This window comes from Rhodococcus sp. BP-160 (genome assembly GCF_019836205.1).
Classification (GTDB): domain Bacteria; phylum Actinomycetota; class Actinomycetes; order Mycobacteriales; family Mycobacteriaceae; genus Rhodococcoides.
This window is the reverse complement of sequence record NZ_JABUEK010000003.1, coordinates 520,532-543,924: the sequence shown is the minus strand read 5'-3', so window position 1 is coordinate 543,924 and position 23,393 is coordinate 520,532. Positions and strand designations below refer to the sequence as shown.

At 70.7% G+C, this 23,393-nt stretch carries 17 protein-coding genes and 1 pseudogene; 11 read left to right on the top strand and 7 right to left on the bottom strand.

Annotated elements, in window-relative coordinates; all coding sequences use genetic code 11:
* The first annotated feature begins 17 nt into the window (after window positions 1-17).
* On the top strand, window positions 18-1,265 hold the full coding sequence (locus HQ306_RS14470; RefSeq protein ID WP_222632169.1) for a glycosyltransferase family 4 protein: 1,248 nt from the start codon (window positions 18-20) through the stop codon (window positions 1,263-1,265).
* Here the strand turns inward: HQ306_RS14470 and HQ306_RS14465 are convergent.
* Window positions 1,234-2,955 (bottom strand): hypothetical protein, encoded by a 1,722-nt coding sequence (locus tag HQ306_RS14465; RefSeq protein ID WP_222632167.1) that lies wholly within the window; start codon window positions 2,953-2,955, stop codon window positions 1,234-1,236. The genes HQ306_RS14470 and HQ306_RS14465 overlap by 32 nt on opposite strands.
* 6 nt (window positions 2,956-2,961) lie before the next feature.
* Between HQ306_RS14465 and HQ306_RS14460 the strand changes: the two genes are divergently transcribed.
* The 3 genes from HQ306_RS14460 to HQ306_RS14450 are packed head-to-tail and all read left to right on the top strand — an operon-like array spanning window position 2,962 to window position 6,187.
* Complete coding sequence (locus tag HQ306_RS14460) at window positions 2,962-4,191, top strand: polysaccharide biosynthesis protein (RefSeq protein ID WP_222632165.1); 1,230 nt, start codon at window positions 2,962-2,964, stop codon at window positions 4,189-4,191.
* Window positions 4,188-5,150, top strand: a complete 963-nt coding sequence (locus tag HQ306_RS14455) for a fumarylacetoacetate hydrolase family protein (protein ID WP_222632163.1) — start codon at window positions 4,188-4,190, stop codon at window positions 5,148-5,150. The genes HQ306_RS14460 and HQ306_RS14455 overlap by 4 nt, the downstream gene beginning before the upstream one ends.
* Before the next feature lie 59 nt (window positions 5,151-5,209).
* Window positions 5,210-6,187, top strand: coding sequence for an alcohol dehydrogenase catalytic domain-containing protein (locus HQ306_RS14450; RefSeq protein ID WP_222632161.1), 978 nt, complete (start codon window positions 5,210-5,212; stop codon window positions 6,185-6,187).
* 17 nt (window positions 6,188-6,204) lie between these two features.
* Here the strand turns inward: HQ306_RS14450 and HQ306_RS14445 are convergent, their stop codons facing one another.
* Window positions 6,205-7,332, bottom strand: a complete 1,128-nt coding sequence (locus HQ306_RS14445; RefSeq protein WP_056441268.1) for a DUF3068 domain-containing protein — start codon at window positions 7,330-7,332, stop codon at window positions 6,205-6,207.
* A gap of 95 nt (window positions 7,333-7,427) precedes the next feature.
* On the opposite strand from HQ306_RS14445, the pseudogene HQ306_RS14440 reads away from it, so the two are divergent.
* Window positions 7,428-8,567: pseudogene (locus tag HQ306_RS14440) on the top strand (acyltransferase family protein); the annotation flags it as partial.
* Window positions 8,568-8,584: 17 nt separating this feature from the next.
* Here the strand turns inward: HQ306_RS14440 and HQ306_RS22620 are convergent.
* The 3 genes from HQ306_RS22620 to HQ306_RS14425 all read right to left on the bottom strand — a co-directional run bounded on the left by HQ306_RS22620 (window position 8,585) and on the right by HQ306_RS14425 (window position 13,638).
* The gene (locus HQ306_RS22620; protein ID WP_222632653.1) at window positions 8,585-12,910 is read right to left on the bottom strand and encodes an alpha-(1->3)-arabinofuranosyltransferase; all 4,326 of its coding nucleotides are present in this window, start codon (window positions 12,908-12,910) and stop codon (window positions 8,585-8,587) included.
* Window positions 12,907-13,068 (bottom strand): DUF2613 domain-containing protein, encoded by a 162-nt coding sequence (locus HQ306_RS14430; protein ID WP_285186808.1) that lies wholly within the window; start codon window positions 13,066-13,068, stop codon window positions 12,907-12,909. The genes HQ306_RS22620 and HQ306_RS14430 overlap by 4 nt, the downstream gene beginning before the upstream one ends.
* Before the next feature lie 102 nt (window positions 13,069-13,170).
* Window positions 13,171-13,638, bottom strand: a complete 468-nt coding sequence (locus HQ306_RS14425) for a universal stress protein (RefSeq protein WP_027506188.1) — start codon at window positions 13,636-13,638, stop codon at window positions 13,171-13,173.
* Window positions 13,639-13,723: 85 nt separating this feature from the next.
* Between HQ306_RS14425 and HQ306_RS14420 the strand changes: the two genes are divergently transcribed.
* Window positions 13,724-14,905 (top strand): glycoside hydrolase family 3 N-terminal domain-containing protein, encoded by a 1,182-nt coding sequence (locus HQ306_RS14420; RefSeq protein ID WP_222632159.1) that lies wholly within the window; start codon window positions 13,724-13,726, stop codon window positions 14,903-14,905.
* Between the two features lie 64 nt (window positions 14,906-14,969).
* Window positions 14,970-15,554 (top strand): TetR/AcrR family transcriptional regulator, encoded by a 585-nt coding sequence (locus HQ306_RS14415; protein WP_027506190.1) that lies wholly within the window; start codon window positions 14,970-14,972, stop codon window positions 15,552-15,554.
* Window positions 15,555-15,599: 45 nt separating this feature from the next.
* On the opposite strand, the gene HQ306_RS14410 is transcribed toward HQ306_RS14415, so the two are convergent.
* Entirely contained in the window at window positions 15,600-16,481 is an 882-nt protein-coding gene (locus HQ306_RS14410; RefSeq protein WP_051613473.1) for a MaoC/PaaZ C-terminal domain-containing protein, read from the bottom strand.
* Window positions 16,482-16,486: 5 nt separating this feature from the next.
* Entirely contained in the window at window positions 16,487-17,836 is a 1,350-nt protein-coding gene (locus tag HQ306_RS14405; protein WP_222632157.1) for a 3-oxoacyl-ACP reductase, read from the bottom strand.
* Window positions 17,837-17,963: 127 nt separating this feature from the next.
* Here HQ306_RS14405 and HQ306_RS14400 point away from each other — a divergent pair, with 127 nt between their 5' ends.
* The 4 genes from HQ306_RS14400 to HQ306_RS14385 all read left to right on the top strand — a co-directional run bounded on the left by HQ306_RS14400 (window position 17,964) and on the right by HQ306_RS14385 (window position 23,352).
* The gene (locus HQ306_RS14400) at window positions 17,964-19,262 is read left to right on the top strand and encodes an acetyl-CoA C-acetyltransferase (protein ID WP_056441321.1); all 1,299 of its coding nucleotides are present in this window, start codon (window positions 17,964-17,966) and stop codon (window positions 19,260-19,262) included.
* A gap of 281 nt (window positions 19,263-19,543) precedes the next feature.
* The gene (locus tag HQ306_RS14395) at window positions 19,544-20,806 is read left to right on the top strand and encodes a reverse transcriptase family protein (RefSeq protein ID WP_261769900.1); all 1,263 of its coding nucleotides are present in this window, start codon (window positions 19,544-19,546) and stop codon (window positions 20,804-20,806) included.
* 200 nt (window positions 20,807-21,006) lie between these two features.
* Entirely contained in the window at window positions 21,007-22,740 is a 1,734-nt protein-coding gene (locus HQ306_RS14390) for a VanW family protein (protein WP_308115360.1), read from the top strand.
* A gap of 108 nt (window positions 22,741-22,848) precedes the next feature.
* Window positions 22,849-23,352, top strand: coding sequence for a flavin reductase family protein (locus HQ306_RS14385; protein WP_222632155.1), 504 nt, complete (start codon window positions 22,849-22,851; stop codon window positions 23,350-23,352).
* Window positions 23,353-23,393: the final 41 nt, after the last annotated feature.

The window sequence follows — 23,393 nt, the reverse complement described above, 5'->3', positions numbered from 1 at the left end:
CACGGGGGTGACAGCAGATGACGGAGTTACGTGAGGTGCTGCTGCTCTGTTGGCGTGACAGCGGCCATCCACAGGGCGGTGGTAGCGAGCGCTACCTCGAGCACGTGGGTGCAGGGCTGGCGTCGCGAGGCATCAAGGTCACGCTGCGCACGGCCGGTTACCCCGGCGCACCAGCGTCGGACACGATCGACGGTGTACGCATCAGCCGCGGCGGCGGGCGCCTGACGGTCTATCCGCGAGCACTCGGAGCGCTCCTCGCCGGGCGGCTCGGATTCGGTCCCCTGGCGGGACTGAAGCCCGACGCGGTGATCGACACGCAGAACGGCATCCCGTTCTTCGCACGACTCGTGACGGCGGCTCCCGTCACCGTGCTGGTCCACCATTGTCACCGCGAACAATGGCCGGTGGCCGGTGCGGTCATGGCGCGGCTGGGATGGTGGATCGAGTCCAGGCTGTCGCCGCGGGTCCATCGACGCTCGCAGTACCTGACGGTGTCGCTTCCCTCGGCGGACGAGTTGATCGCCCTCGGCGTGGACCGCGAGAGGGTGGCCGTCGTCCGCAACGGTGTCGACGACATTCCCGGTTCCGTCACGGTGGGCGATCCGGACACGCGTGCGGACGCCCCGACGCTGGCCGTCCTGTCCCGTCTCGTCCCGCACAAGCAGATCGAGGACGCAATCGACGTCGTCGCTGCGCTGCGCGATGCGACGCCCGCCCTGCGCCTCGACGTCATCGGCGGTGGGTGGTGGGACGACAACCTGCGCGACCACGCCCGTGCGCGTGGCGTGGCCGACGCCGTGACCTTCCACGGTCACGTGTCCGAGACCCGTAAGCACCAGATCCTGTCCCAGTCGTGGATCCACGTGCTCCCGTCCCGGAAGGAGGGGTGGGGACTCGCCGTCGTCGAGGCAGCTCAGCACGGTGTCCCCACCGTCGGCTACCGGCATTCTCGGGGGCTGACCGATTCCGTGGTGGACGGTGTCACCGGCGTCCTGGTGGGCGACGAGTGGCTCAGCCGCGACTCCGACGTCGACGAACTGACCGACGCGGTGCGGACCCTGCTGGATGACGGTGATCTCCGTCGGCAGCTCGGGGAGAAGGCGCGGCTGCGGACCCGGGAGTTCTCGTGGACGTGGTGCGCGCGAGCGGTGGAGTCGGTGCTGCGCGAGCGAGTACACGGCCGAGCGGTGTCCGGGCTGGTCGCGGGTAGGCCGGAGGCCGGTCGGTCCGGAATCAGCGAGTCCGGGTGCGACGCGCTCTCGTGACGGTGACGAACGCCGCGATCAGGACGGCGGCCGCCCACAGCAGATGAGCGACGATCGCCGGCAGGCGATCCGAGCGTGGACGAGGTGCCGGATCAGCGAGTGAGTACAGCGTGAGATCGGCGTCCGCGTACGCGGGTTCCAGGCCCGCGAGGGTGCGTGCGGAGTTCCCGCTCTCGCCCGCCGACCTCTCGACCAGGATCCACCCGACTCCGAGTGCGGCGAGGTCGCTCGCCGGGGCACCGGCCAGGAGCAGGCCTTCGACTCGCCCCGCGACGGTGTTCTCTCCCCGGACGACCGTCCCGCCCACCGGGAGATCTCCGGTGCCGAGCACGTCGGCGTCCAGCAGCCTCGGAGCGGGATCGAGGACCGGTGCCTCGCCCGACCAGTCGAACCGGCGGAAGGTACCTGTCGGCAGGACGGCCACGAGAGCGTCGGACGGTCCGACACCGTCGATCACCGAGGACCACCCGGCGGGGTAGTCGACCGGACGCAGCGCGCCGTGCACCCCCCATGCCAGATCGGGCAGGACGACGAGCAGCGCGGCGGCGGCGGACACGGCTGCGAGCCGGGGACGTGTCCCGCCGCGACCGGGTCGATCGACCGCGGCGCCTGCACTCAGGGCGAGTGCCGGCATCCACAGGGCGACCCATTTCTGACCGTCCCGGAACAGCCCGGCACCGGGTACCGACTCGGCGGCCCATCGGCCGACGTCGAGCCCGATCGGGGTGGCGGCGAGGGCGACGAGCACCACGGACACGGCGCCGGTGAGCAGGAGCGTCGCGACCACGGGCGATGCGGTCCGGCGCAGACGGGGGAGTCCGGCGGCGGCCAGGCCGAGCAGCACGGCGGTGCCGACGACGGCGAACAGGCTGGTTCGGCTGCCGGGAACCGCGTCCGCGTTCCAGATGCCGCCCAGACCGGCGAGCGCTCCGATCGTCCCGAGTCCGGGCTCGGCCCGCGCCGCGAAGGCCGCGACACCCGCCGGATCGGCGCCGGTGCCGGCCCCGGACACGGCGGTGGCCACCAGCCAGGGCAGCGACACGATCACCGTGGTGACAGCCACGACGACGAGCCGCCGTACGCGGCGTGCCCCTCCCGGTGCGGCCAGGACCACCACGGCGAGAACAGCGCAGAGCAGCACGCCTGTCGGGGTCAGCCCGGCGATGCCGAGACACAGCACGAGGGGCGCAGCGGACCGCAGGTCACCGCGGTCGCGGAGCGTCATGGTCGCGACGACCGTCCAGGGGAGAGCCGCGTAGCCGACGAGCAGGCTCCAGTGCCCTTGCAGCAGACGTTCGGCCACATAGGGGTTCCACCCGGCCACCGTGGCGGCCACCAGACGGGGGCCGGTCGAGGCGCCGCCGAGCACCCGCGCCGTCATCTGCGCGGCGCCCCACCCGGCGGCGATCAGAGCGAGAGAGAGCAGTCCGACGACCAGTACACCGCCGTCGACGACCGTGGTGGCGACCGCGACGACGGCGTCCTGGGGAACCGCCCGCGCTGCCGAGTCGGACAGGCCCAGGGCCGAGTCGGTGAGATACGACCGGGGCGTCGACACCGCGTCACGCAGCAGTAGGTGGCCGCCACCCGGAAGCAGCACACGCAGGAGCGGGCCGAGGACGACACCGGTGAGCACGACGGACCAGGCGAGGGACCACGCCCCGGCTGTCCTGCTCGACCCTGCGATCATGAGGGCATGATCCCTGCGCGCACCTCCACCGTGGTGGCCGGGGTGAGCATCGTGACGGCGGGGTCGATGGCGGCGAACATCGCCTCGTATCTGCTGCACCTCCCGGCCGGGCGTGTGCTCGGGCCGCAGGGCTACGGGGTCTTCGCGTCGCTGCTCGCCGCCCAGCTGGTACTCGCGGTGCCGGCGCTGGCGTTGCAGACCGTCGTGGCGCGTGACCGGGTGCGCGGTCGTTCGGTGGCTGCCTCCCGCAGGCTCGGACACCTGTACGCCGTGGTCGTCGCCGGTCTCGCCGTCGTCGCGACTCCCGTCGTGGCGGCTCTGCTCCACACCGACGTCGTGACCACGGCGGCGGCCGTCGTGACGGCGCCGTTCCTCGTGCTGCTGGCCACGGAACAGGGCCTGTTGCAGGGAGACTCGCGCTTCGGTGCCCTCGGCGGTGTGCTCGCGGCGAGCGGCCTGGCGAAGGTGGCGCCCGCCGTGGCCGCCCTGGTGCTGGGCGGAGGTGTGGGACCAGCCCTGGTCGCCGGTGCGGTGGGGACCGCGGTCATGGCGCTGGCCGCGCGCATCGTCGTCGACCGCGCCGAGCAGACGGACGAGCACGACCGGCCCGCCGCGGCCGGGACCTGGCGTGACGTGCTCGCCGCATCGCAGGTCCAACTCGTGATCGTCGCGTTGTCCTCGGTCGACCTCCTGCTGGCCCGACGCGTCCTCGACCCGGAGGCCGCGGGTGTCTACGCGCTCGGCGCCGTCGCCGCGAAGGCCGCCTTCTGGCTCCCGCAGTCGGTCGGCGTGGTGCTGTACCCGAGGATGGCGGATCCGCGTCGGTCGGCGTCGGCGGTCCGCACCGCCCTGCTGGTGCTGCTCGGCGTCGGATCCGTCGTGGTTGTGGGTGCCGCGATCGTCGGGCCGATCGTTCCGCTGGTGATGGGCGCGGACTACGCGCCGGTGCAGTACCTGCTGTGGCTGTTCGCCGCGCAGGGCGCGCTGTTGGCCGTGGTGCAGTGCGGTCTCCTGGCGGCCGTGGCCCGCGGCGACACGCGCTCGGCGCTGGCGGCGTGGACCGTGCTGCTGGTCGAGGCCGTCCTCGTGCTGACGATCGTCGACAGCGCGACGGAGCTCGTCGTCGTGGCCGCGGCATGCGCTGCGGTCGCATCTGTTGTGGTCTCGACCAGCGCGCTCGGGCGTGTCCGTGTGCTTGGATCGGTGGATGACCGAATCCGGGGGGTGGGTCCGTGAGGCTGCGTAGGGGCATGACGGGGATCGACGTGCTGCACGAGACCACGGGAACGTGGGTCGATCTGAGAGCTGCTGGTGGAGAGGAACTTCCGGGCGGAATCGTCGAGTTCCTCGGTGCCGGTGAGCGTGCTCGCGACGTGGCGCGCGATCTCGTGGACCGGGCCGTCACCGCCGGGACCGCCACTGCGTCGACGTCCTTCGCCTCCCTGCCGTTCGAGCCGCGATCGCTTCGCTGCTTCGCGGGGTGGGACCAGCACTGGCACCAGGCGGCCGAGCAGATGGTGCGGCGCAACCTGCCCGCCGTCGTGCCACTGGCGAAGGCGTTCCAGGCGATCGCGCGGAAGCCGTTCCCGCCTCTACGGCCGGGCGCCGCGGCAGTCGAGCACCCGATCTACTACACGGGCAATCACCTCTCCGTCGTCGGCGACGGCGACCCCATGTCGTGGCCCGCGTACACCGAGCTGTTGGACTTCGAACTCGAGTTCGGCGCCCTGGTGGTCCGGCCCGTCGTCAGCGCCTCGACGGCCGAAGCGGAAGCGGCGATCGGCGGCTTCGTGGTGTTCAACGACTTCAGCGCGCGCGACGTGCAGTGGGACGAGCAGCGCAACGGTCCCTTCGGACCCGTCGTGAAGACCAAGACGTTCGGGAGTTCCATGAGTGCCGAGGTGGTCACCGCGGACGAGGTCCTGCCGCACCTGACCGATCTGCGCGGCACCGTCACCGTCAACGGCGAGGTGTGGTCGGAGACGTCGACACGAGGCGGCCGGTGGTCGTTGGTGGACGGACTCGCCTACGCCAGCAGGTCCGAGAGCATCGGCCCCGGCGAGCTGCTGACCTCGGGGACCTTGCCGTCGGGGTGCGGGATGGAACTCGACCGCTGGGTGCGGCCGGGCGACGTGGTGCGCCTCGAGGTCGAGCGCATCGGGTCGGTGACCAACACGGTGGCGGAGCCTGCCTAGCCGGGTGGCTGGCCAGCGGGCAGGCCGGAGGCCGGCCGTGCGAAAAGTAGTGTCGGTGCATGCGTGCACTGGTGATCGAGGAGTTCGGCCGACCGGGAACCGTGCGGGAGATCGACCGTCCCGACGCGGCTCCCGACGGTGCGGTGATCCGGGTGGCCGCCACCGGGGTGTGCCGGAGTGACTGGCATGCCTGGCAGGGACACGACGGGGACGTGCGACTGCCGTTCGTTCCGGGCCACGAGTTCGCGGGAACGGTCGTCGCCGTGGGTGCGGACGTCGACCGCGACTGGATCGGTCGTCGCGTCACCACCCCCTTCGTGTGTGCGTGTGGGTCGTGTCCGACGTGCGCTGCCGGCGACCACCAGGTGTGTCCCCGTCAGGAACAGCCCGGGTTCACACACGACGGGTCGTACGCCGAGTTCGTCGCCGTCCGGTATGCCTCGACCAACCTGATCGCGTTGCCGGACGAGGTGTCGTTCGACGTGGCGGCCACTCTGGGATGCCGGTACGCGACCGCATGGCGGGCGGTTCATCGCCGCGCCCGCGTGGTGGCAGGCGAGCGCGTCGCCGTCTACGGGTGCGGTGGGCTCGGCCTGTCCGCGGTGATCATCGCGTCCGGGGCCGGCGCGGAGGTGACGGCAGTGGATCGCTCCACCTCGGCGCTGGACCTGGCGCGCCGACTGGGAGCAGCTCGGACGGTGCAGACGCCGGTCGACGACATGCACGTCGCGCTGGAGTGCTCCGGGCATGCCGGGTTGGCGGACGAGGCGATCCGGGGTCTGCGACGGCGCGGTCGGCACGTGCAGATCGGGTTGCTTCCGGGCGGCGGGCACGTGTCGATGGACGTGGTGATCGCGCGAGAGATCGACGTGCTCGGCAGCCACGGGCTGGCCGCCCACGAGTACCCCGAACTGTTGCGCACTCTCCCGCACGCCGCCGTGGAATCGATGATCGGAGGCCGCAGACGACTCGAGGACGCCCAGCTCGCGCTGGACGCCCTCGGTGAGTCTGCAGGAGTGACGCTGCTACTTCCCTGACCTGAAGGCCGGAGACGTCAGTCCTTGCGGAGGTTGGTGCGGGGGATCTCCTCGGTACGGTCCGTCGTCCAGTCGTGGTCCGGTGCGGGTGAACCGGCGCCGGAGGTACGAGGTCCGGTCGTGGGTCCGTCGGCCACCGGACGTGTTCCGCGGGTGGTGCGGCCGCCGCGCAGGAGCAGCACGATGCCGACTGCCAGGAGGATGACGCCCAGAACGCCGGCGACGATCGGCACGGTGCGGCCGATCAGGGCGATCTGGTCCTTGCCGTCCTGTGCGCGACCGAGCTGGTAGGTGACGGTGTTGTCGTCGAAGCCGATGACGGCCTTGACGACGTCCACCTCGGGAGTTCCGGCGCGGCGTGCGTAGTACTGGTGCACGTCCTCCTGGCCCTTGACGATGACGCCGGTGACGGGCTCGACGTAGATGTCCCGGGTGTTCTCGTAGTACCGCGTCATCGTGATCGGCGTGGCGCCGCCGTCGACGCCCCACGTGCTCGCGGGGAGAGCGAGCTTGTTGGCCGGCGAGGGGACGACGGCGGACAGGTCCACCGCGGGAATGGTCTGCGTGTAGTGGTAGACCGTGACGCCCTCGATCTGCGTCTCCTCGACGAAGGTCATGTCGTAGCTCTCGCGGGCCACGGTGTCGAAGAAGGGGTAGGTCTGCTTCTGCGAGTCGAACGGGAACTTGTACTGCAGTCCGGTGTGCGGCACTTCCTCGGCCGGCTTGTCGGCCTGGCTCTGGATGGATCCGACCGGGTCGACCGGCATGGAGGACACGCGGTCCAGGCTCACGCGGTCGACGGTCGCGGTGAGCAGACCGGTGTCGCCCTGTCGATCGGTGCGTCGCAGCGACGAGCCGGCCTGCACGGTGATGACGTCGGAGTTCGACGGCTCCTCCGTGGTGACGAAGCGCTGGGAGATCAGGGGGACGTTCTGATCCACGACGGCGGAACCCGCTGTGAGCGAACGCGAATCGAGCACCGACCCGGTGCCGGTGGACACGCTGGTGATCTCGAGGTCCAGCGGCGTCTTCTCGAGGCGCCCGACCGTGTACAGCGGGATCAGGATCGCGATGACCAGGAAGAATGCTCCGAGCCCGATGAGGATCGGCGGGATCACACGCGTCGGTGTGGATCTGTTCGCCATACTGGAGGTCCCCTTTGTGCATGTGCACTTGTCAGTGCATACCGGCCGTGATGGGTCGAACACTAACGTATTGAGCCGCTCCGAGTTCGGGTGCGATGCGGCAGACTCTCCTGACGATGACCACTGCAGAGAAGGCCCGCGTCGATCCGCGCATCGGCGGATTCGTGCCCGCGCTCGAGGGGATGCGCGGTCTCGCGGCCGTCGGCGTGCTGCTGACCCACGTCGCGTTCCAGACGGGATCGACGGGCACACCCCTCGTGGGCCCGCTGCTCGGCCGTCTCGATCTCGCGGTGGCCGTGTTCTTCGCGCTCTCGGGGTTCCTGCTGTGGCGACCCCACGCGGCCGCCGCGCGCGGCTCGCGGCCGAGGCCGTCCGTCCGTACCTATCTGGTGCACCGCGCGGCACGCATCCTGCCCGCCTACTGGCTCGTGGTCGTCGTCGTGCTGGCCCTGCTGCCGGGTGCGGGTGGTGGCGTCCGGGTGTGGATCGCCAACCTGACCCTCGTGCAGGTGTTCGTCCCGTTGACGTTGACGCAGGGCATGACCCAGATGTGGTCGCTGTCCGTCGAGGTGGCGTTCTATCTGCTGCTCCCCTTCATCGGGGTCGCCATGGCCGCGCTCCGCGGACCTCGAGCCCGTCTGCGCACGCCGGTGCTGGTCGGGGTGTCCGCCCTGTCGCTCGGGTGGACCTTTCTCCCGATCTCCACCGCGGACGGCGTGAACATCGAGAACTGGCTGCCCGGCTACCTGGCGTGGTTCGCGGCCGGGATGGTGGTGGCCGAGGCTGCTGCCGAGCTGGCGATACGCGAGACCCGACCGGTCTCCGACCTGCCCGCTCAGTCCCGACCGGTCTCCGACCTGCCCGCTGTCCCGCTGGTCGTCCGGATCGCGAGCCGACGATGGTTGCTCACCGGCATCGCGGCGGCGGCCTTCGCGGCGTCGTCGACACCGATCGCGGGCGCACAGGACCTGACGACGCCGGCGGCATGGCAGTTCGCGGTCAAGGTGGCCTTGGGCGCCGTCGTCGCGTTCTGTCTCATCGCGCCCCTGGCCGTCGGAACGGGTGTCCGTACCCGGTGGCTGTCGGGTCCGTTCGCGCTGATGATCGGCCGGTGGTCCTACGGCATCTTCATCTGGCACCTCGCGGTGCTGGCCGTGGTGTTCCCCGTGCTGGGGGTGTCCCCGTTCGGCGGGCAGTTCCTCCTCGTCGCCGGTGCCACGGTCGTGTTGACGCTGCCGGTCGCCGCGGCGAGCTACGCGCTGGTGGAGGAGCCGGTCCGTGTCGCACTGCGTCGACGGGAAGCGCGCAGGGCCGACCGGATCCGGGCGAACGAGGGAAGCGCCGCGAGCGCCACGGCGCCGACGGATGCCAGCGCTGCGAGCTGAATGACGGCCGAGTGGCCGACGTAGCCGTCGGGATCACGCCAGGGGCCGGTCGACAGCATCGCCCCGGCGACACTGAGTCCGAGCCCCGCGATCGCGACGAGCACACGACCGCGGACACGGGCTCCCCAGCGATGGTCGACGGCGGCGACCGCGACGGTGAGAACCGCCAGCCAGCCGAGTGCGGCGAGCCCACCGATGACCCACACGGCGGCGAACAGCCCCGCGTGGCCGACGAGGGCGGGTTGCCAGGTGGGTGTCGGTGCCGTCGCGGGGTCCGACGGGCGGCGCCGCATCGTCATCACGGCCAGAGCCGCGAGAAGCGCCAGGCCCGCGACGATCGCCGTGCGGTACCAGGTGTCGGCGGGGAACGTCAGGGTCACCTCGCCCGAGAGGCCTGCGGGGAGAATCCACCCTTGCTGCCACCCGTTCACGATCACCGGGGCGAGCACCTCTCCGTCCGGGCGCGTGGCCACCCATCCCGGGTTGGTGCTCTCGGGCACCACGAGAATGCGCTGAGTCGAGGACCCGGCCACGACGACGCGGCGGGTGTCGGCGGTCCACTCGTCCGCGGTGACCGCCACGGGGGTGGGGCCGGTGTGGGGGAACGCAGCGAGCGGTGCCGTGCGCAGCACGACGCTGTCGACGACGAAGGCGTCGCCCGGGTCCACCGACACGGACTGCGAACCCGAGGGAAGCGGAACAGGATTGGAGACGTTCGCCGCGACGGGGACATCGCCCTCGCAGAGAGACGCACGGATCGGTGCGCCGGTGGCCAACGCCCCGGCCGTCGTCGAGACGGCGGTGCGGACGAGCTGATCCGCGATGGTCAGGGTGGGGCCGGTCGCGCACGACGTCACGATCGGGCGGTCGGGATCGAACGCCGCCCCCGCGGACGCGGTACCGGATTCGGATTCGGATTCGGAGAGCACCGTGATCTCGGCCAGACCGGGAGGCCGTACCTGGTCGAATCCCAGTGCCGTGCGGTCGAGTACGTCGTCCCATTCCAGCAGCGAGACGGTGATCCGGTCGGTCACCGCCGGTTCGAGGGACACTCTGGTGTCGCCGTCCGCGTCGACGTCGCGGACCTGGGGGCCGGTCCCGAGGTTCACGGCGATCCTGGTCGGATGAGACGGCAGTGCGCCGAGGCTCTGGGCGATGTCGAGCCCGTCGACCGAAACGGTTTGCGGCAGTTCGAGAGTGACGGTGGGATACGTTCCGGCCCGGCCCTCGATCGAGTCCTGGCTCGCGGTCCAGGACGTGCGGTCGTCGCCGTCCGTGAGGGCGAAGGTCGACCCCCGGACGTCGGTGACCTCGGCCGCACCCCGAGCCCGCGGACGTGTGGCGTCCTGCAGGAGATCCTCCAGCGCGGACGACTGACGCGAGCGCAGCCAGAGTTCGGGAGTCACCGCCGTGCCACTGGGAACCGAGAGCGTGCGCTGGAAACTGTCGAGTTCCTCGGGTTCGACGGCCACGCCACCCGCGCAGCGCACCCGACCGGGCGTGTCGACGCAGCCTGTCCGGCCCGGAAGCTCCTGTGCCAGGTTCCATCCCGCCACCGTGACGCCGTCGGCCGGAGCCGGCATCTCCGTGAGGTGCCGGACGACCACCGGTGTCGGCGCATCGGGATCCGTGTAATCGGTGAGGCGAAGGTCGCTGACGCCGAACTGTGCTCCGACCGAACCGTTCTCGGTCTCGGTGGCTGTCACCCGGATCCGCGTCGTCGTGCCGGCGGGCAGTGAGACGGTCACCGGATCGCCCGGTTCGGTGATGCGTGCGGCTGCGGTCCCGTTGTCCGTCTCGATCTCGACCCATTTCACCGGTGACCCCAGAGCGCCGGGGCTGGTGCGGAAGTCGAGCAGGCCGGACTGCACCGGGCGATCGAGGTCGAGCTGGATCCACTGACCGACCGAGCTCTCGAGGCCGTTGCTCACCCAACTCGTCGCGGCGTCGCCGTCGACGGCCGCCGCCGGACCGTTGCCGGGCGAGGCGCCGCCGAACTGGGTGGCGTCCGATGCCGAGGAGGAGACGGACACCCGGGCACCGGACCACGCGCCCTCGACCAGCGGCGCACCGTCGACCGGATAGTCGGGCACGAGATTGAGTGTGCGGCGGGGATCGTCGGGTGTGCGCAGGGCGCTGCTGTGATCGTCGACGGAGCCGAAGTCCACCTCGCGGTTCATCGGGGTGTCCGTCACCAGGACGTCGTCGACCGTGAGCCCGGCGGCCCGGGCGTCGCCGTCGAGAAGTACCGGTCCCGCCGGAGTCGGGTCCAGGCCGCCGCGCTCGCGGTGCTCGTTCAGGCGAGCGAGGACCTCGGGCCCGCCCTGCACTCGGGGCACGTCGTCGGCCACCACCGTGTACGGGCCGGCGACGGCGGGGGTGCCGGGAGTCGCCTCGAAGATCTCGATCGCGGGATAGGTGGGGCGCAGGTCGGAGTCGGCGACGATGCCGTCCACCCGTCCGGGCCCGATGTCGTCGCCGAAGGTCGCGACCCGCTCGAGCCCGGGCGAGTTCTCGATGCTCTGGTGCGCCAGCGAGGTCCGGGTCGAACGCGACGTCTCGGGGTCGAGATCGTTGCGCATCACGAGGTAGCGGACGTTCATCGATGCCAGCGTGTCGGCGAGCCCGTCGGACGGTCTGCCGTCCGCGAGAAGCCGCTGCACCGAGTCGAGGGCGCGGATCGCGCCGGGCGGCACCAACGGGACCGCGTCGCGGACGGCCCACGGCGAGGCCGCCAACGCCTGCAACGGTTCGTCCCGCGTCAGCCCCCACAGCTGAGCGGCCAGGGGCGCACCGGGAACGACGAGCGCGCGGGACTCCTCGGCTCCGGTGCCCGCGTGGTCGGCCAACCAGCCCGCCGCGTCGGACCATTCGGCCGGAACGGCCTCGTACGCGCCCCGCGGCGCGAGCCGCCCGGTCCAGGCCAGCGAGGTCGAGACGGTGAGTGCCACCAGGACGAGTGCGGCGAAAGCGACGAGGGGCTCCCGTTCCGGGTGCGACGCCGCGCGACGCCAGCGAGGCGACGGCACCGAACCCGGCAGCGGCACCTGCGCCAGCAACTGTGCGAGGCCCAGCGCCAACGGCAGTCGGATCACCGGTTCCAGCTTGTGGATGTTGCGCAGCGGCGCACCGGAGGTGTCGAGGAACAGTCGCACCTGCTCGGAGACGGGGGAGGCCAGTCCGCCGACGTACCCGGCGGTCATGCCCACGAGCCCGATCAGCAGCACCAGGGTCAGCCGACCGCGTGCCGGCATCGACCGCATGCAGAGCCCGGCCATTCCCGCCGCGGCCACGACGGCAGAGGCGATCACCGCGGCGGGTTGTGTCACCACCACAGCGCCCGCGATGCGTTCCGGCGAGACGAACGGTGTCCAGCTGCTCGTGCCGCGCAGGACCTCCACCAGCGAGGCCCACTGCGTCGTCGTGCCGGCCGACTCGATGTAGTCGAGGAACGGTGGACTGACGCCGCGCAGGATGAAGAGGGGAACCAGCCACCACGTCGTCGCGGCGACGAGACACCCGATCCACCACAGCGAGAACCGGCGCCACCGGGCGTCCGGCCTGTGCGCGAGCCACCACACGACCGCCACGAGGGTGGCTGCCGCCGTCGCCACGGCGTTCACGGCACCCATCGCCGCGACGGCCAGCGCCGAACACGCGGCGGCGCGCGGAATGCTCACGGAGCGGCCGGAGAAGACGCGGACCAGGGGGATCAGTACCCATGGCGCCAGCATCATCGGCAGTGACTCGGAACTGATCGACCCCAGGGTGGTGATCACCCGCGGAGCGAGGACGAACGCGAGCGCACCCACCACCCGCGACCCGCGGCTCCCGACCCCGAGGGCCTCGCACAACCGCAGGACACCCCAGAACCCGAGAAAGATCAGCACCGCCCACCACAGGCGCTGCGTCACCCACCCGGGCAGCCCCAGCACGTCACCGAGGGCGAAGAACGACCCGTGCGGGAAGAAGTAGCCGTACGCCTGGTTCTGTACCTGGCCGAAGGTGGCGTCGGACGTCCACAGATGGGACGCACGCGAGAGGAACCCCAGCGGGTTCTGCGTCAGGTCGTACTTGGTGTCGGCGACGGTCAGGCCGGGAGCCTGCAGGAACGCCAGGACCAGCGCACCGACCGCGGAGAAGAAACGCCACCGGGCCCCTACGGGCGCGGTGACGGGAGCATCGGACGTCAGCGGCTGCCGTACTCGACCTGGTTGAGGAGGGAGGACTCGGCGTTACCGGAACGATCGACCTCGGGGCGGGTGTTGGACGAGGCGGCGGCAGTGGCGCCGAACACCACGGCCACTCCCAGCACGACGCCGATGACGGCACTGATCGCTGCGGATTTCACGAGCAGAACCTATCACTTCGACCGGCCTCCGGCCTGCCCGTTCACCTCGACCGGCCTCCGGCCTGCCCGTTCACCTCGACCGGCCTCCGGCGTGCCCGTCACTCATCTGCCGGGCGGCACGATCAGTACAGGGCGATGGCTGTGCTTGAGCACGAGATCGGCACAGGACGACTGCAGCAGCGACCGCAGACCGGTCCGGCCGCGCGTCCCGGTGACGATGATGTCGGCGTTCACCTCGTCCGCCGTCTCGACGATGGTGGTCCAGATGGCGGAGTGCGACTCCTCGCAGCGCCCGTCGGCGTTGATGCCGGCGCGGACGGCCAGCTCGAGGCCCTCGCTGTTGGTGACCTTCGCGTCGGCGAGTGCGATGTCCTCGGTCTGCTCGTCCGGCAGCCACTCCGGCGCCATCACTCCGGACAGGCCGGACATGCGGGCCGCCTGTCGCACCATCGGTTCCCACGCGGTGAGCACAATGGCGCGTTTCGCCTGGAGGAATCTGCCGGCGTAGTCCACCGCCCTGCGCGCATTGTCCGAACCGTCGTACGCGATCAACATGACGTCACACGACATGAGAGCCTCCAGGCTTGTGGCGGTGGCTGACGATCTTACCGTCGCGGTCGGGTTGCGGGGAGGCTCACGCGATAACGTTTCGGGTATGTACCTGCGCCGAGTTCTGACCCTGGTCGCGACGTGCGCGATCGCCACGACGGCGTGCGGGACGGGGGACGCGGCGGCTCCCGCACCCACCACCACCGGTGCGGCCACGGCATCGCCCTCGGCTCCCTCGGCGGTCGTGTCGACGTCCGAGATGCCTGCGGCCACGCCCGATGCGTGCGCCACCGCCATCGACGCCATGACGCTGCGGCAGCGGCTCGCCCAGCTGTTGACAGTCGGGGTCACCGGGACCGACGACGCCGTGGCGGTGGTGGGCGCCGAGCAGGTGGGTGGTGTGTTCGTGGGTAGCTGGACCGACAGGACGATGCTCACCGGCGGCGGTGTCGATCGCATGCAGTCGGCCGCCACCGTGCCCGTCATGGTGACGATCGACGAGGAGGGCGGCCGGGTGTCGCGGGCAGCCGACCTGCTCGGTTCGGTGCCCTCGGCACGCGAGACCGCCGCCACGATGACCCCCGAGCAGACGTACGAGATGTGGCTCGAGCGCGGACGTGGACTGAAGGATCTCGGCATCACCGTCGACTTCGCTCCCGACGTGGACGTCAGCAGCCAGCCCGACGACTCGGTGATCGGTGACCGGTCGTACTCGGACGATCCCGCCACCGTCGTCGCGTACGCCGGAGCTGCTGCGCGCGGTCTCCGCGACGCCGGGGTGATGCCCGTGATCAAGCACTTCCCGGGGCACGGCTCCGGATCGGGCGACTCGCACACCGGCGCCGTCACGACACCGCCGCTCTCCGAACTGCAGGCCCGCGACCTGGTTCCGTTCCGCGATCTCGTGTCCACCGGAGTGGGTGCCATGGTCGGACACCTCGACGTTCCGGGCCTGACGACGGAGGGCGTGCCCGCCAGTATCAGTCCCGCCGCGATGGCACTGCTGCGTGACGGCACCGGCTACGGGGCGGCGCCGTTCACCGGCCCGATCTTCACCGACGACCTGTCCGGCATGGCGGCGATCACGTCGCGACTGGGCATCGAGGACGCGGCGCTGGCCGCCCTCGTCGCCGGGGCCGACGTCGCCCTCTGGATCACCACCGACGCGGTGCCGAGCGTCCTCGACCGTCTCGAGGCGGCCGTGGCGTCCGGGGAGTTGAGCGATGCGCGCGTGGACGACGCGGCCCGGACCGTCCTCACGGCCAAGGGAGCCCTCGGCTGCGCCTGACTCGTCCCGCGGACGGTGACGTAGAGTCGGGAGGTCGTACGGCGGACAGCTCCGGGGAGGACGCATGGCAGGCGGAACCAAGCGGTTGCCGCGCGCCGTCCGTGAGCAGCAGATGCTCGACGCCGCCATCGAGGTGTTCTCCGAGAACGGCTTTCACAGCACGTCGATGGACTCCATCGCCGCACGGGCCGAGATCTCGAAACCCATGCTGTATCTGTACTACGGCAGCAAGGACGAACTCTTCGCCGCGTGCATCCATCGGGAGGGCCTCGAGTTCGTCGCTGCGATGACTCCCGCGGCGGACCCGACGCTCACTCCCCGCGAGCAGTTGCGCAAGGCATTGCTCGGGTTCCTCACGTTCGTGGACGAGCACCGCTCGTCGTGGATGGTGCTCTACCGGCAGGCGATCGGCCAGCAGGCCTTCGCCGGTCAGGTGCAGAGCAGCCGCGATCGGTTGATCAGCCTCACCGCGTCGCTGCTCGAGATGAGCACCAAGGACCCGCGGCCGGAACACAACTTCGGACTGATGGCCGTCGCCCTGGTCGGTGCCGGCGAGGCCGTGGCCGACAGGGTCGCCGGCGGCGAGATCGACGTGCACCAGGCGGTCGACCTTCTCGAGAGCCTCGCGTGGCGGGGGCTTCGGGCCTGACGCCGTGAGGGCGGGGACCGCGAGACGCAGCCCCCGCCACGACGATCAGCGCAGGGTGCCCGTCAGGAACGGGTAGCCCTTCTTCGGGTGCTTCAGCGCCACGTCCCACTGCCCCGGCCCGACGCCCGTGCCCACCCGCTCGGCGTACACGTTGATCTTGGCGGGCAACACGATCGGCTTGCCGAAGCGCACCGAGTACGTGACACGGTCCTGGATCTTGCCGTCGACGGCGCTGAGTACGGCCGCCGCACTCCACATCCCGTGAGCAATGGTGCGCGGGAAGCCGAAGGCCTTGGCGCCCAGCGACGAGACGTGGATCGGGTTGCGGTCACCACTCACCGCCGCGTAGCGCGAGATGGTCTTCTGGTCCACCCGCAGAGTCGAGGTGGGCGGCGGCGGGACCTCGTCGGCCGGCGGTGCCTCGCGAGGTCCACCGGACAGCGACGTCTTCTGCAGGCTGAGGAAGGTGGACGTCTGACGCCACACCAGCTCTCGGCCCACCGACACGTCGCTGACGACGTCGACGAGCAGTCCCTTCCGGTGCTCGCGGACGTTCTCCGCGTGCACCGCGATGTCGAGCGGCTCCGAGGTCCCGATGGGGCGGAAGCTCTCGATCACGTTCTCCGCGTGCACCGATCCCATGGCCGCGAACGGGAAGTCCTTGGACACCATGAGGGACATCACGGTGGGGAACACCAGGGTGAAGGGGTACGTCAGCGGCAGGGTGTCGCTGAGACGGAGGCCGGTCACCTTGGCGTACGTCGCGAGGTTGTCCCGATCGATCCGGATTCCGCCGAGGGTGTACGTCGCGTCCGGTGCCGTCGGCGTGCGCTTCCCGCCGCCGATGATCGGCAGCGAGTCGAGAGCCGCGCGGGTGTAGATGTCGCGGATCCTCGGCGGGCCGTCGAGCGGGATCACCGTGGCCACGTCGCTCACGCTCCGATCAGGGACTGGCCGCACACGCGGACGACCTGACCGGTGACAGCGTTGGAGGCCGGGCTCGCGAAGTACGCGATGGTCTCCGCGACGTCGACGGTCTGGCCGCCCTGCAGCAGCGAGCTCATCCGGCGGCCGGCCTCGCGAGTGGCGAACGGAATGGCCGCGGTCATGGCCGTCTCGATGAAGCCGGGCGCCACCGCGTTGATGGTGATGTCCTTCTTCGCCAGTTCGGGCGCCTCGGCGTGCACCAGGCCGATGACGCCGGCCTTGGACGTGCCGTAGTTGGTCTGGCCGCGGTTGCCAGCGATGCCCGCGATGGAGGACACGTCGATCACGCGGCCGCCGTCGTTCAGCGTGCCGGACGTCACCAGAGCGGTGGTGAGGCGGTGCGGCGCTGCGAGGTTGACGCCGATGACGGAGTTCCACCGGCCGTCGTCCATGTTGGCGAGGAGCTTGTCGCGCGTGATGCCGGCGTTGTGGACGACGATGTCGAGGCCGCCGCTGTGGCGCTCCTTCACGTGCTTCTCGAGCACCTCGGCGGCGTCGGGAGCCGTGACGTCGAGTGCCAGCGACGTGCCGCCGACCTTGTTGGCTGTCTGCGAGAGGGCCTCGCCGGCCGCGGGGATGTCGGCGCAGATGACGTGCGCGCCGTCGCGTGAGAGAACCTCGGCGATGGTGGCGCCGATGCCACGGGCGGCGCCGGTGACCAGAGCGACCTTGCCTTCGAGCGGCCGGTCCCACGAGGCGGGAGCCGTGGACCCGTCCTTGCCGACGGCGATGACCTGGCCGGACACGAACGCGGACTTGGCCGAGAGGAGGAAGCGCAGGGTGGACTCGACACCGGACAGGTCCGGCGCGGCGTCGGGGGAGACGTAGACCAGCTGCGCGGTGCCGCCGCGGCGCAGTTCCTTGCCGACGCTGCGGGTGAAGCCCTCCAGGGCGCGCTGAGCGATGTGCTCCTCGATGTCGCCGGTCTCCTCGGGCGTGGTGCCGAGGACGACGACGCGGCTCGACGGTCCGAGGTTGCGGACCGCGGGCTGGAAGAACTGGTACAGCTGCTCGAGCTGCTCGATGTTCTCGATGCCGGTGGCGTCGAACACGAGGCCGCCCAGCTTGTCGTCGTGCGGGCTCGCGGCGGGGTAGTCCGAGAGCAGCACGCGCAGCGGCTCGACGAGGCGACCGCTGCCGCCGATCAGGACCGGGCCGGCGAGCGGAGGCTCACCCGGCTGGTAGCGACGCAGAGTCTCCGGCTTCGGCAGTCCCGCCTGCTTGGCGAGAAACGCGCCGGGAGCAGAGGAGAGGAACTGCGAGTAGAGGTCAGGGGCTCCCTTGGTGGCTGCCATGTTCCTACCTTCGTGTCGGGTATGTCGAACGGTATCGACAAGTAACTTACTCGTGAGTAAGAATAGAGTCCACGACGAAGCGGCCCCGACTGTGGCCGCGCCATCTGCGCACAGGGAGAATCGTTCGATGACCAGCAAAGAGAAGCGCCCCGTCGCGATCCTCGGTGGAAACAGAATACCGTTCGCGCGCTCGAACAAGGTGTACGCCAACGCCTCGAACCAGGACATGTTGACGGCGGCCGTCGACGGTCTCGTCTCCCGCTTCAACCTGCAGGGTGAGCGGCTCGGCCTCGTGGCCGGTGGTGCGGTGCTCAAGCACAGCCGCGACTTCAACCTCACCCGCGAGGTCGTCCTGGGCAGCGCGCTGAGCCCGTACACCCCGGCGTTCGACCTACAGCAGGCCTGCGGCACGAGCATGCAGACGGTCATCGCCGTCGGCGATGCCATCGCGTCGGGCCGGATCGACGTGGGAATCGGCAGCGGTGTCGACACCACGTCCGACGCGCCCATCAGCGTCAACAACGAGCTGCGCGAGTTCCTGCTCACGCTCAACCGGGCGAAGAGCACCGCCGACCGCCTCAAGCTGCTCGCGGGCGTCCGCCCGTCGATGCTGGGGATCGAGATCCCGAAGAACGGCGAGCCCCGCACCGGCATGTCGATGGGCGAGCACGCCGCCGTCACGGCCAAGGAGTTCGGCGTGCGCCGCGAGGACCAGGACGCCCTCGCCGCGGCCAGCCACCAGAACATGGCGAAGGCCTACGACAGTGGCTTCTTCGACGACCTGGTCACCCCGTACCTCGGTCTGACCCGCGACGACAACCTGCGTCCGGACTCCACGGCCGAGAAGCTGGCCAAGCTGAAGCCCGTGTTCGGCACCTCGCTGGGCGACGCCACGATGACGGCCGGCAACTCGACGCCGCTCACCGACGGCGCGTCCTCCGTGCTGCTGTCCACCGACGAGTGGGCCGCGCAGCACAACCTGCCGGTGCTCGCGCACCTCGTCGACTCGGAGTTCGCGGCCGTGGACTACATCCACGGCAACGGCTCGTACAAGGACGGCCTGCTCATGGCGCCGACGTACGCCATCCCGCGTCTGCTCGAGCGCAACGGCCTGACGCTGCAGGACTTCGACTACTACGAGATCCACGAGGCCTTCGCCTCCGTGGTGCTCGCGACGCTGCAGGCCTTCGAGAGCGACGAGTACTGCAAGGAGCGTCTGGGTCTCGACGGTGCGCTGGGATCGATCGATCGCAGCAAGCTGAACGTGAACGGCTCCTCGCTGGCCGCGGGTCACCCGTTCGCGGCGACCGGCGGACGCGTCGTGGCCACGCTCGCGAAGATGTTGGCGCAGAAGGGTTCCGGCCGCGGACTCATCTCCATCTGTGCCGCCGGTGGGCAGGGCATCACGGCCATCGTGGAGGCCTGAGCCTCCCGTACCGAACACGAGGACCCGGCTGCGAGGGGTGGCCGGGTCCTCTGCCGTTTCCCGGACCGAGCGGTCTGCGTCTGGCACAGTGGCGGGGTGCAGCGGTGGCGAGGCGAGAGTGGGTCCTGCGCGACCCTCCTCGAGGGCAACCCTCGGGAACATTCACGGAATCGGGCACTGCGTCCGACGCACCTCGGCACGCTCCGCGTGCTGGAGCGCGACGACGACGAGAGTCTCAGGTCGCCTCGCCCCGCCGCACGTCCCCGGACCACAGCTCGCTGATGTCCGAGTCGTTCTGGCATCACCGCACGGCGCGGATGATCGCACCGCGCCTGGTCGACATCGCGTGGAACAGCACCGAGCTCGGTGAGGTGCTGGCCCGGTTCGAGCACGTCGCGGACGTCGAGACCCTCATCACCAGGCTCCTCGAGCGGCGCAACCATGCACCCGATTCGACGGAGGTCGCCGCCGAACTCCTCGAGGTCATCGGGTATCCCGGTGATCCGTTCGTCCTCCCCGCGCCGCCCGTCCGTCCCACTCCGGCGGTGCGCTTCGGGGTTCCCGCGTTCGCGACGACCGCCGAGCTCGCCGCGTCCCTGGACGTCACCGTCTCCGAACTCGACTGGTTCGCCGACGTCGGCGGCTGGTTGCGTCGGGCGGCTCCGCCGCTGCGCCACTACCGGGCTCGTGAGGTGGCCAAGAGTCGCGGCGGGACGCGCATCCTGGAGATTCCCAAGCCGAGACTGCGCGAGATGCAGCGGCGCGTGCTCCACCGCGTCCTCGATCACGTGGTGCCGCATCCAGCCGCTCACGGTTTCCGGGCCGGTCGGAGTGCCGTGACCTTCGCGCGCCCGCACGAGGGCCGGGACGTCGTCGTCCGGGTCGATCTCGCGGACTTCTTCCCGACGGTGACGAGGCCGCGCGTGCGCGCCGTCTTCGAGGCCTGCGGGTACCCGTACCGGGTGGCGTCGGTTCTCGCCGGCATCTGCACCACCGCGATGCCGGTCGACGAGGTCGCCGGTCTGCCCCGGACTCAGGCGGCACTGCTGCGCGTCCCGCACCTCCCGCAGGGGGCACCGACCTCGCCCGCGCTCGCCAATCTGGTGGCCCGCGGACTCGACCGTCGCGTCGCGGGTCTCGCCCGCGCCCGTGGGCTCGTCTACACCCGCTACGCCGACGACCTGGCGCTGTCGGGCCCGTCGGACACCGATGTGGGCACGCTCCTCTGGGCGCTCGACCGCATCGTGCGCGACGAGGGCTTCGTGGTGAACGGTGACAAGACTCACGTCGCGCGTGCTCACCGTCGGCAGACGCTGGCCGGGCTGGTGGTGAACGAGAGTGCCGCGGCGCCCCGTGACCGCTACGACGCACTCCGCGCGCTGCTCCACAACAGTGTTCGTACCGGTGCCGCTGCCCAGAATCGTGCAGGTGTACCGGACTTCCGCGCCTCGGTGTACGGGCAGATCGCCTGGATCGGCGAAAGCAGTCCTTCGCGGCGGTCACGACTTCTGGCCATGGCGGAACGGGTCGATTGGGACTCCTGACAGATCCGGGACGTTCGGTCTGATTCGAGTTGTAACGAGTGCGGTCGTCCGGCGATACTCCTCATGGCTCCGCATCGCTGCCTGACCCCCGACCCGGCAGCGGTGCGGAGCCGTCTTCGTGAGGAGTCGGGCTCCGACCCCAGTGGGTAGGCTCGAGCAGAGGGCGAACGCGCCTGTTCAGCACGACGGAAGGGAGCCGGGTGACCGAGGACGTACCGGCGCAGCACGAGCACCGGACCGCCCCCGAGGGCACGCGCTCCACCCGCCGGCGCACGATCGCGCTGTCCGCGGCCGGCGGCGTCGTCGCCGTGGCCGCGCTCCTGTACGCCGCCGACTGGTTCACCTCCACCGGTGACATCCCCCGCGGCGTGACCGTCGCGGGCGTCGAGGTCGGCGGCCGCAGTGTGGCGGAGGCGGACAACCGGCTCCGCGACGCCCTGGGTCCGCGCACCGACGCCCCGGTGGACGTGCGCGCGGACGATGTCGCCGCCACCCTCACCCCGGCCGCGGCCGGTCTCGGAATCGACTGGGCAGCAACCCTCGATCGTGCCGGCGACCAGCCTCTCTCCCCGTTCACCAGGCTCGCGTCGTTCTTCGGCACCCGCGAGATCGGTGTCGTGTCCACTGTCGACGACGCGGCACTCACCGCCGCCGTCGGATCGTTGTCCCCGCAGGTCGACCGCCCCGCGGTGGAGGGCGACGTGGTCATCGAGGCCGGCGTGCCCCGCGCCGTCGGACCCGTTCCCGGACGCACGCTCGACGTACCGGGTGCGGCCTCCGCGTTCCGCACCGACTGGGCCGAGGGCGGTCCGGTGGAGCTCCCCGTCGTCGTCGAGGACGTCGAGGTCGACGCTGCCGCGATCGACGCGGCGATCCAGGACGTGGCGACGCCCGCGGTGTCGGCGCCGGTGATCGTGACCGGCGAGGACGGTGCGACGACGACGCTCGCACCCGATCGCGTCGGCGAGGTCCTGAGCTTCGAACCGGACGACGACGGCGGTCTGCGACCGGTGTACGACACGAATGCCGCGATCGGCATCCTCGCGCCCGGGCTGGCGGCCACCGAGACCCGGCCCGTCGACGCGCGCTTCGACTTCTCCGGGGGCCGACCCGTGGTGGTTCCGTCCGTCGACGGCACCGAGGTGCGCTGGCCGGAGACACTGGCCACCCTGCCGGACCTGCTGGCGGCGTCCGGTGACGCGCGCACCACCGTCGCGCAGTACGGACCGCGTCCGGCGGCACTGACCACGGACGCGGCGAACGCTCTCGGAATCCGGGAAGTGATCAGCGAGTACACGACCGGCGGGTTCGAGTACGCGTCGGGCGTCAACATCGGTCTCACGGCGGACATCGTGAACGGCGCTGTGGTGAAGCCGGGGGAGACGTTCTCACTCAACGGCTACACCGGCCCCCGCGGGACGGCGCAGGGGTTCGTCGAGTCGGGCATCATCGACAACGGCCGACCCGATCGCGCCGTTGGCGGAGGCATCAGCCAGTTCGCCACCACCCTGTACAACGCCGGCTACTTCGGCGGCATGGACGACGTCGATCACACCGAACACAGCTACTACATCAGCCGCTACCCCGAGGCCCGCGAGGCGACGGTCTTCGAGGGCGCGATCGATCTGCAGTTCCGGAACCCGGCGTCGACGGGTGTGGTCGTCGAGTCGTTCGCCGACGGATCCTCCGTCACCGTGCGGTTGTGGGGCACCAAGACCGTCGAGGTGGAGTCGATCACCGGCTCCCGCAGCCGACCCACCACGCCGGACACCGTCCGGCTGCCGCGCGGAGACCAATGTGTCGCGTCGAGCGGAGCGCCCGGCTTCACCACCAGCGACACCCGGATCATCCGCGACGCGGCGACGGGTGCGGAGATCTCGCGGAACACGCGCACGGTGCGCTACGACCCGGTGCCGATCGTCCGCTGCGAGTGAGGCCCGCCGTTGGGCTCGGCGTGATCCGAATCCAGGGGCTGTGACCTTGCCCAGTGCCGGGCCCGCGATGGTGGCGGCGGATGGCGCGCGGCCCTACCGTGGGGTTCCATGAGTCAGACCGCATCCTCCGAGCTCGACCAGGCGACCCTCCGTCAGGCATACGGCACCTTCCCGAGTGGGGTCGTCGCCATCGCGGCTCGCATCGGCGACGTGCCGGTCGGTCTGGCCGCGAGCAGTTTCGTGTCGGTCTCCCTCGACCCGCCGCTGGTCGCGGTGTGCATCCAGAACACGTCGACCACGTGGCCCAAGTTCCGCGACGCGACGCACATCGGCATCAGCGTTCTCGGCGAGGCCCACGACGTGGCCGCGCGCAGCCTCGCGGCGAAGACGGGTGACCGGTTCGCTGGTCTGACGCTGGAGACGACGCCCGACGGGGCCATCTTCATCGACGGCGCGTCCTCGTGGCTCGACGCCACGATCGAGCAGGAGCTGCCGGCGGGTGATCACGCCATCGTCCTGCTGCGCGTGCACGGTCTCGAGGTGCACTCCGACGTCGCGCCCATCGTGTTCCAGGGCAGCCGCTTCCGAAAGCTGGTCGTCGAGCAGCGCTGAGTCTCGTCCTCCGATGTCGAGCGAGAATCCGCGGATCCGCA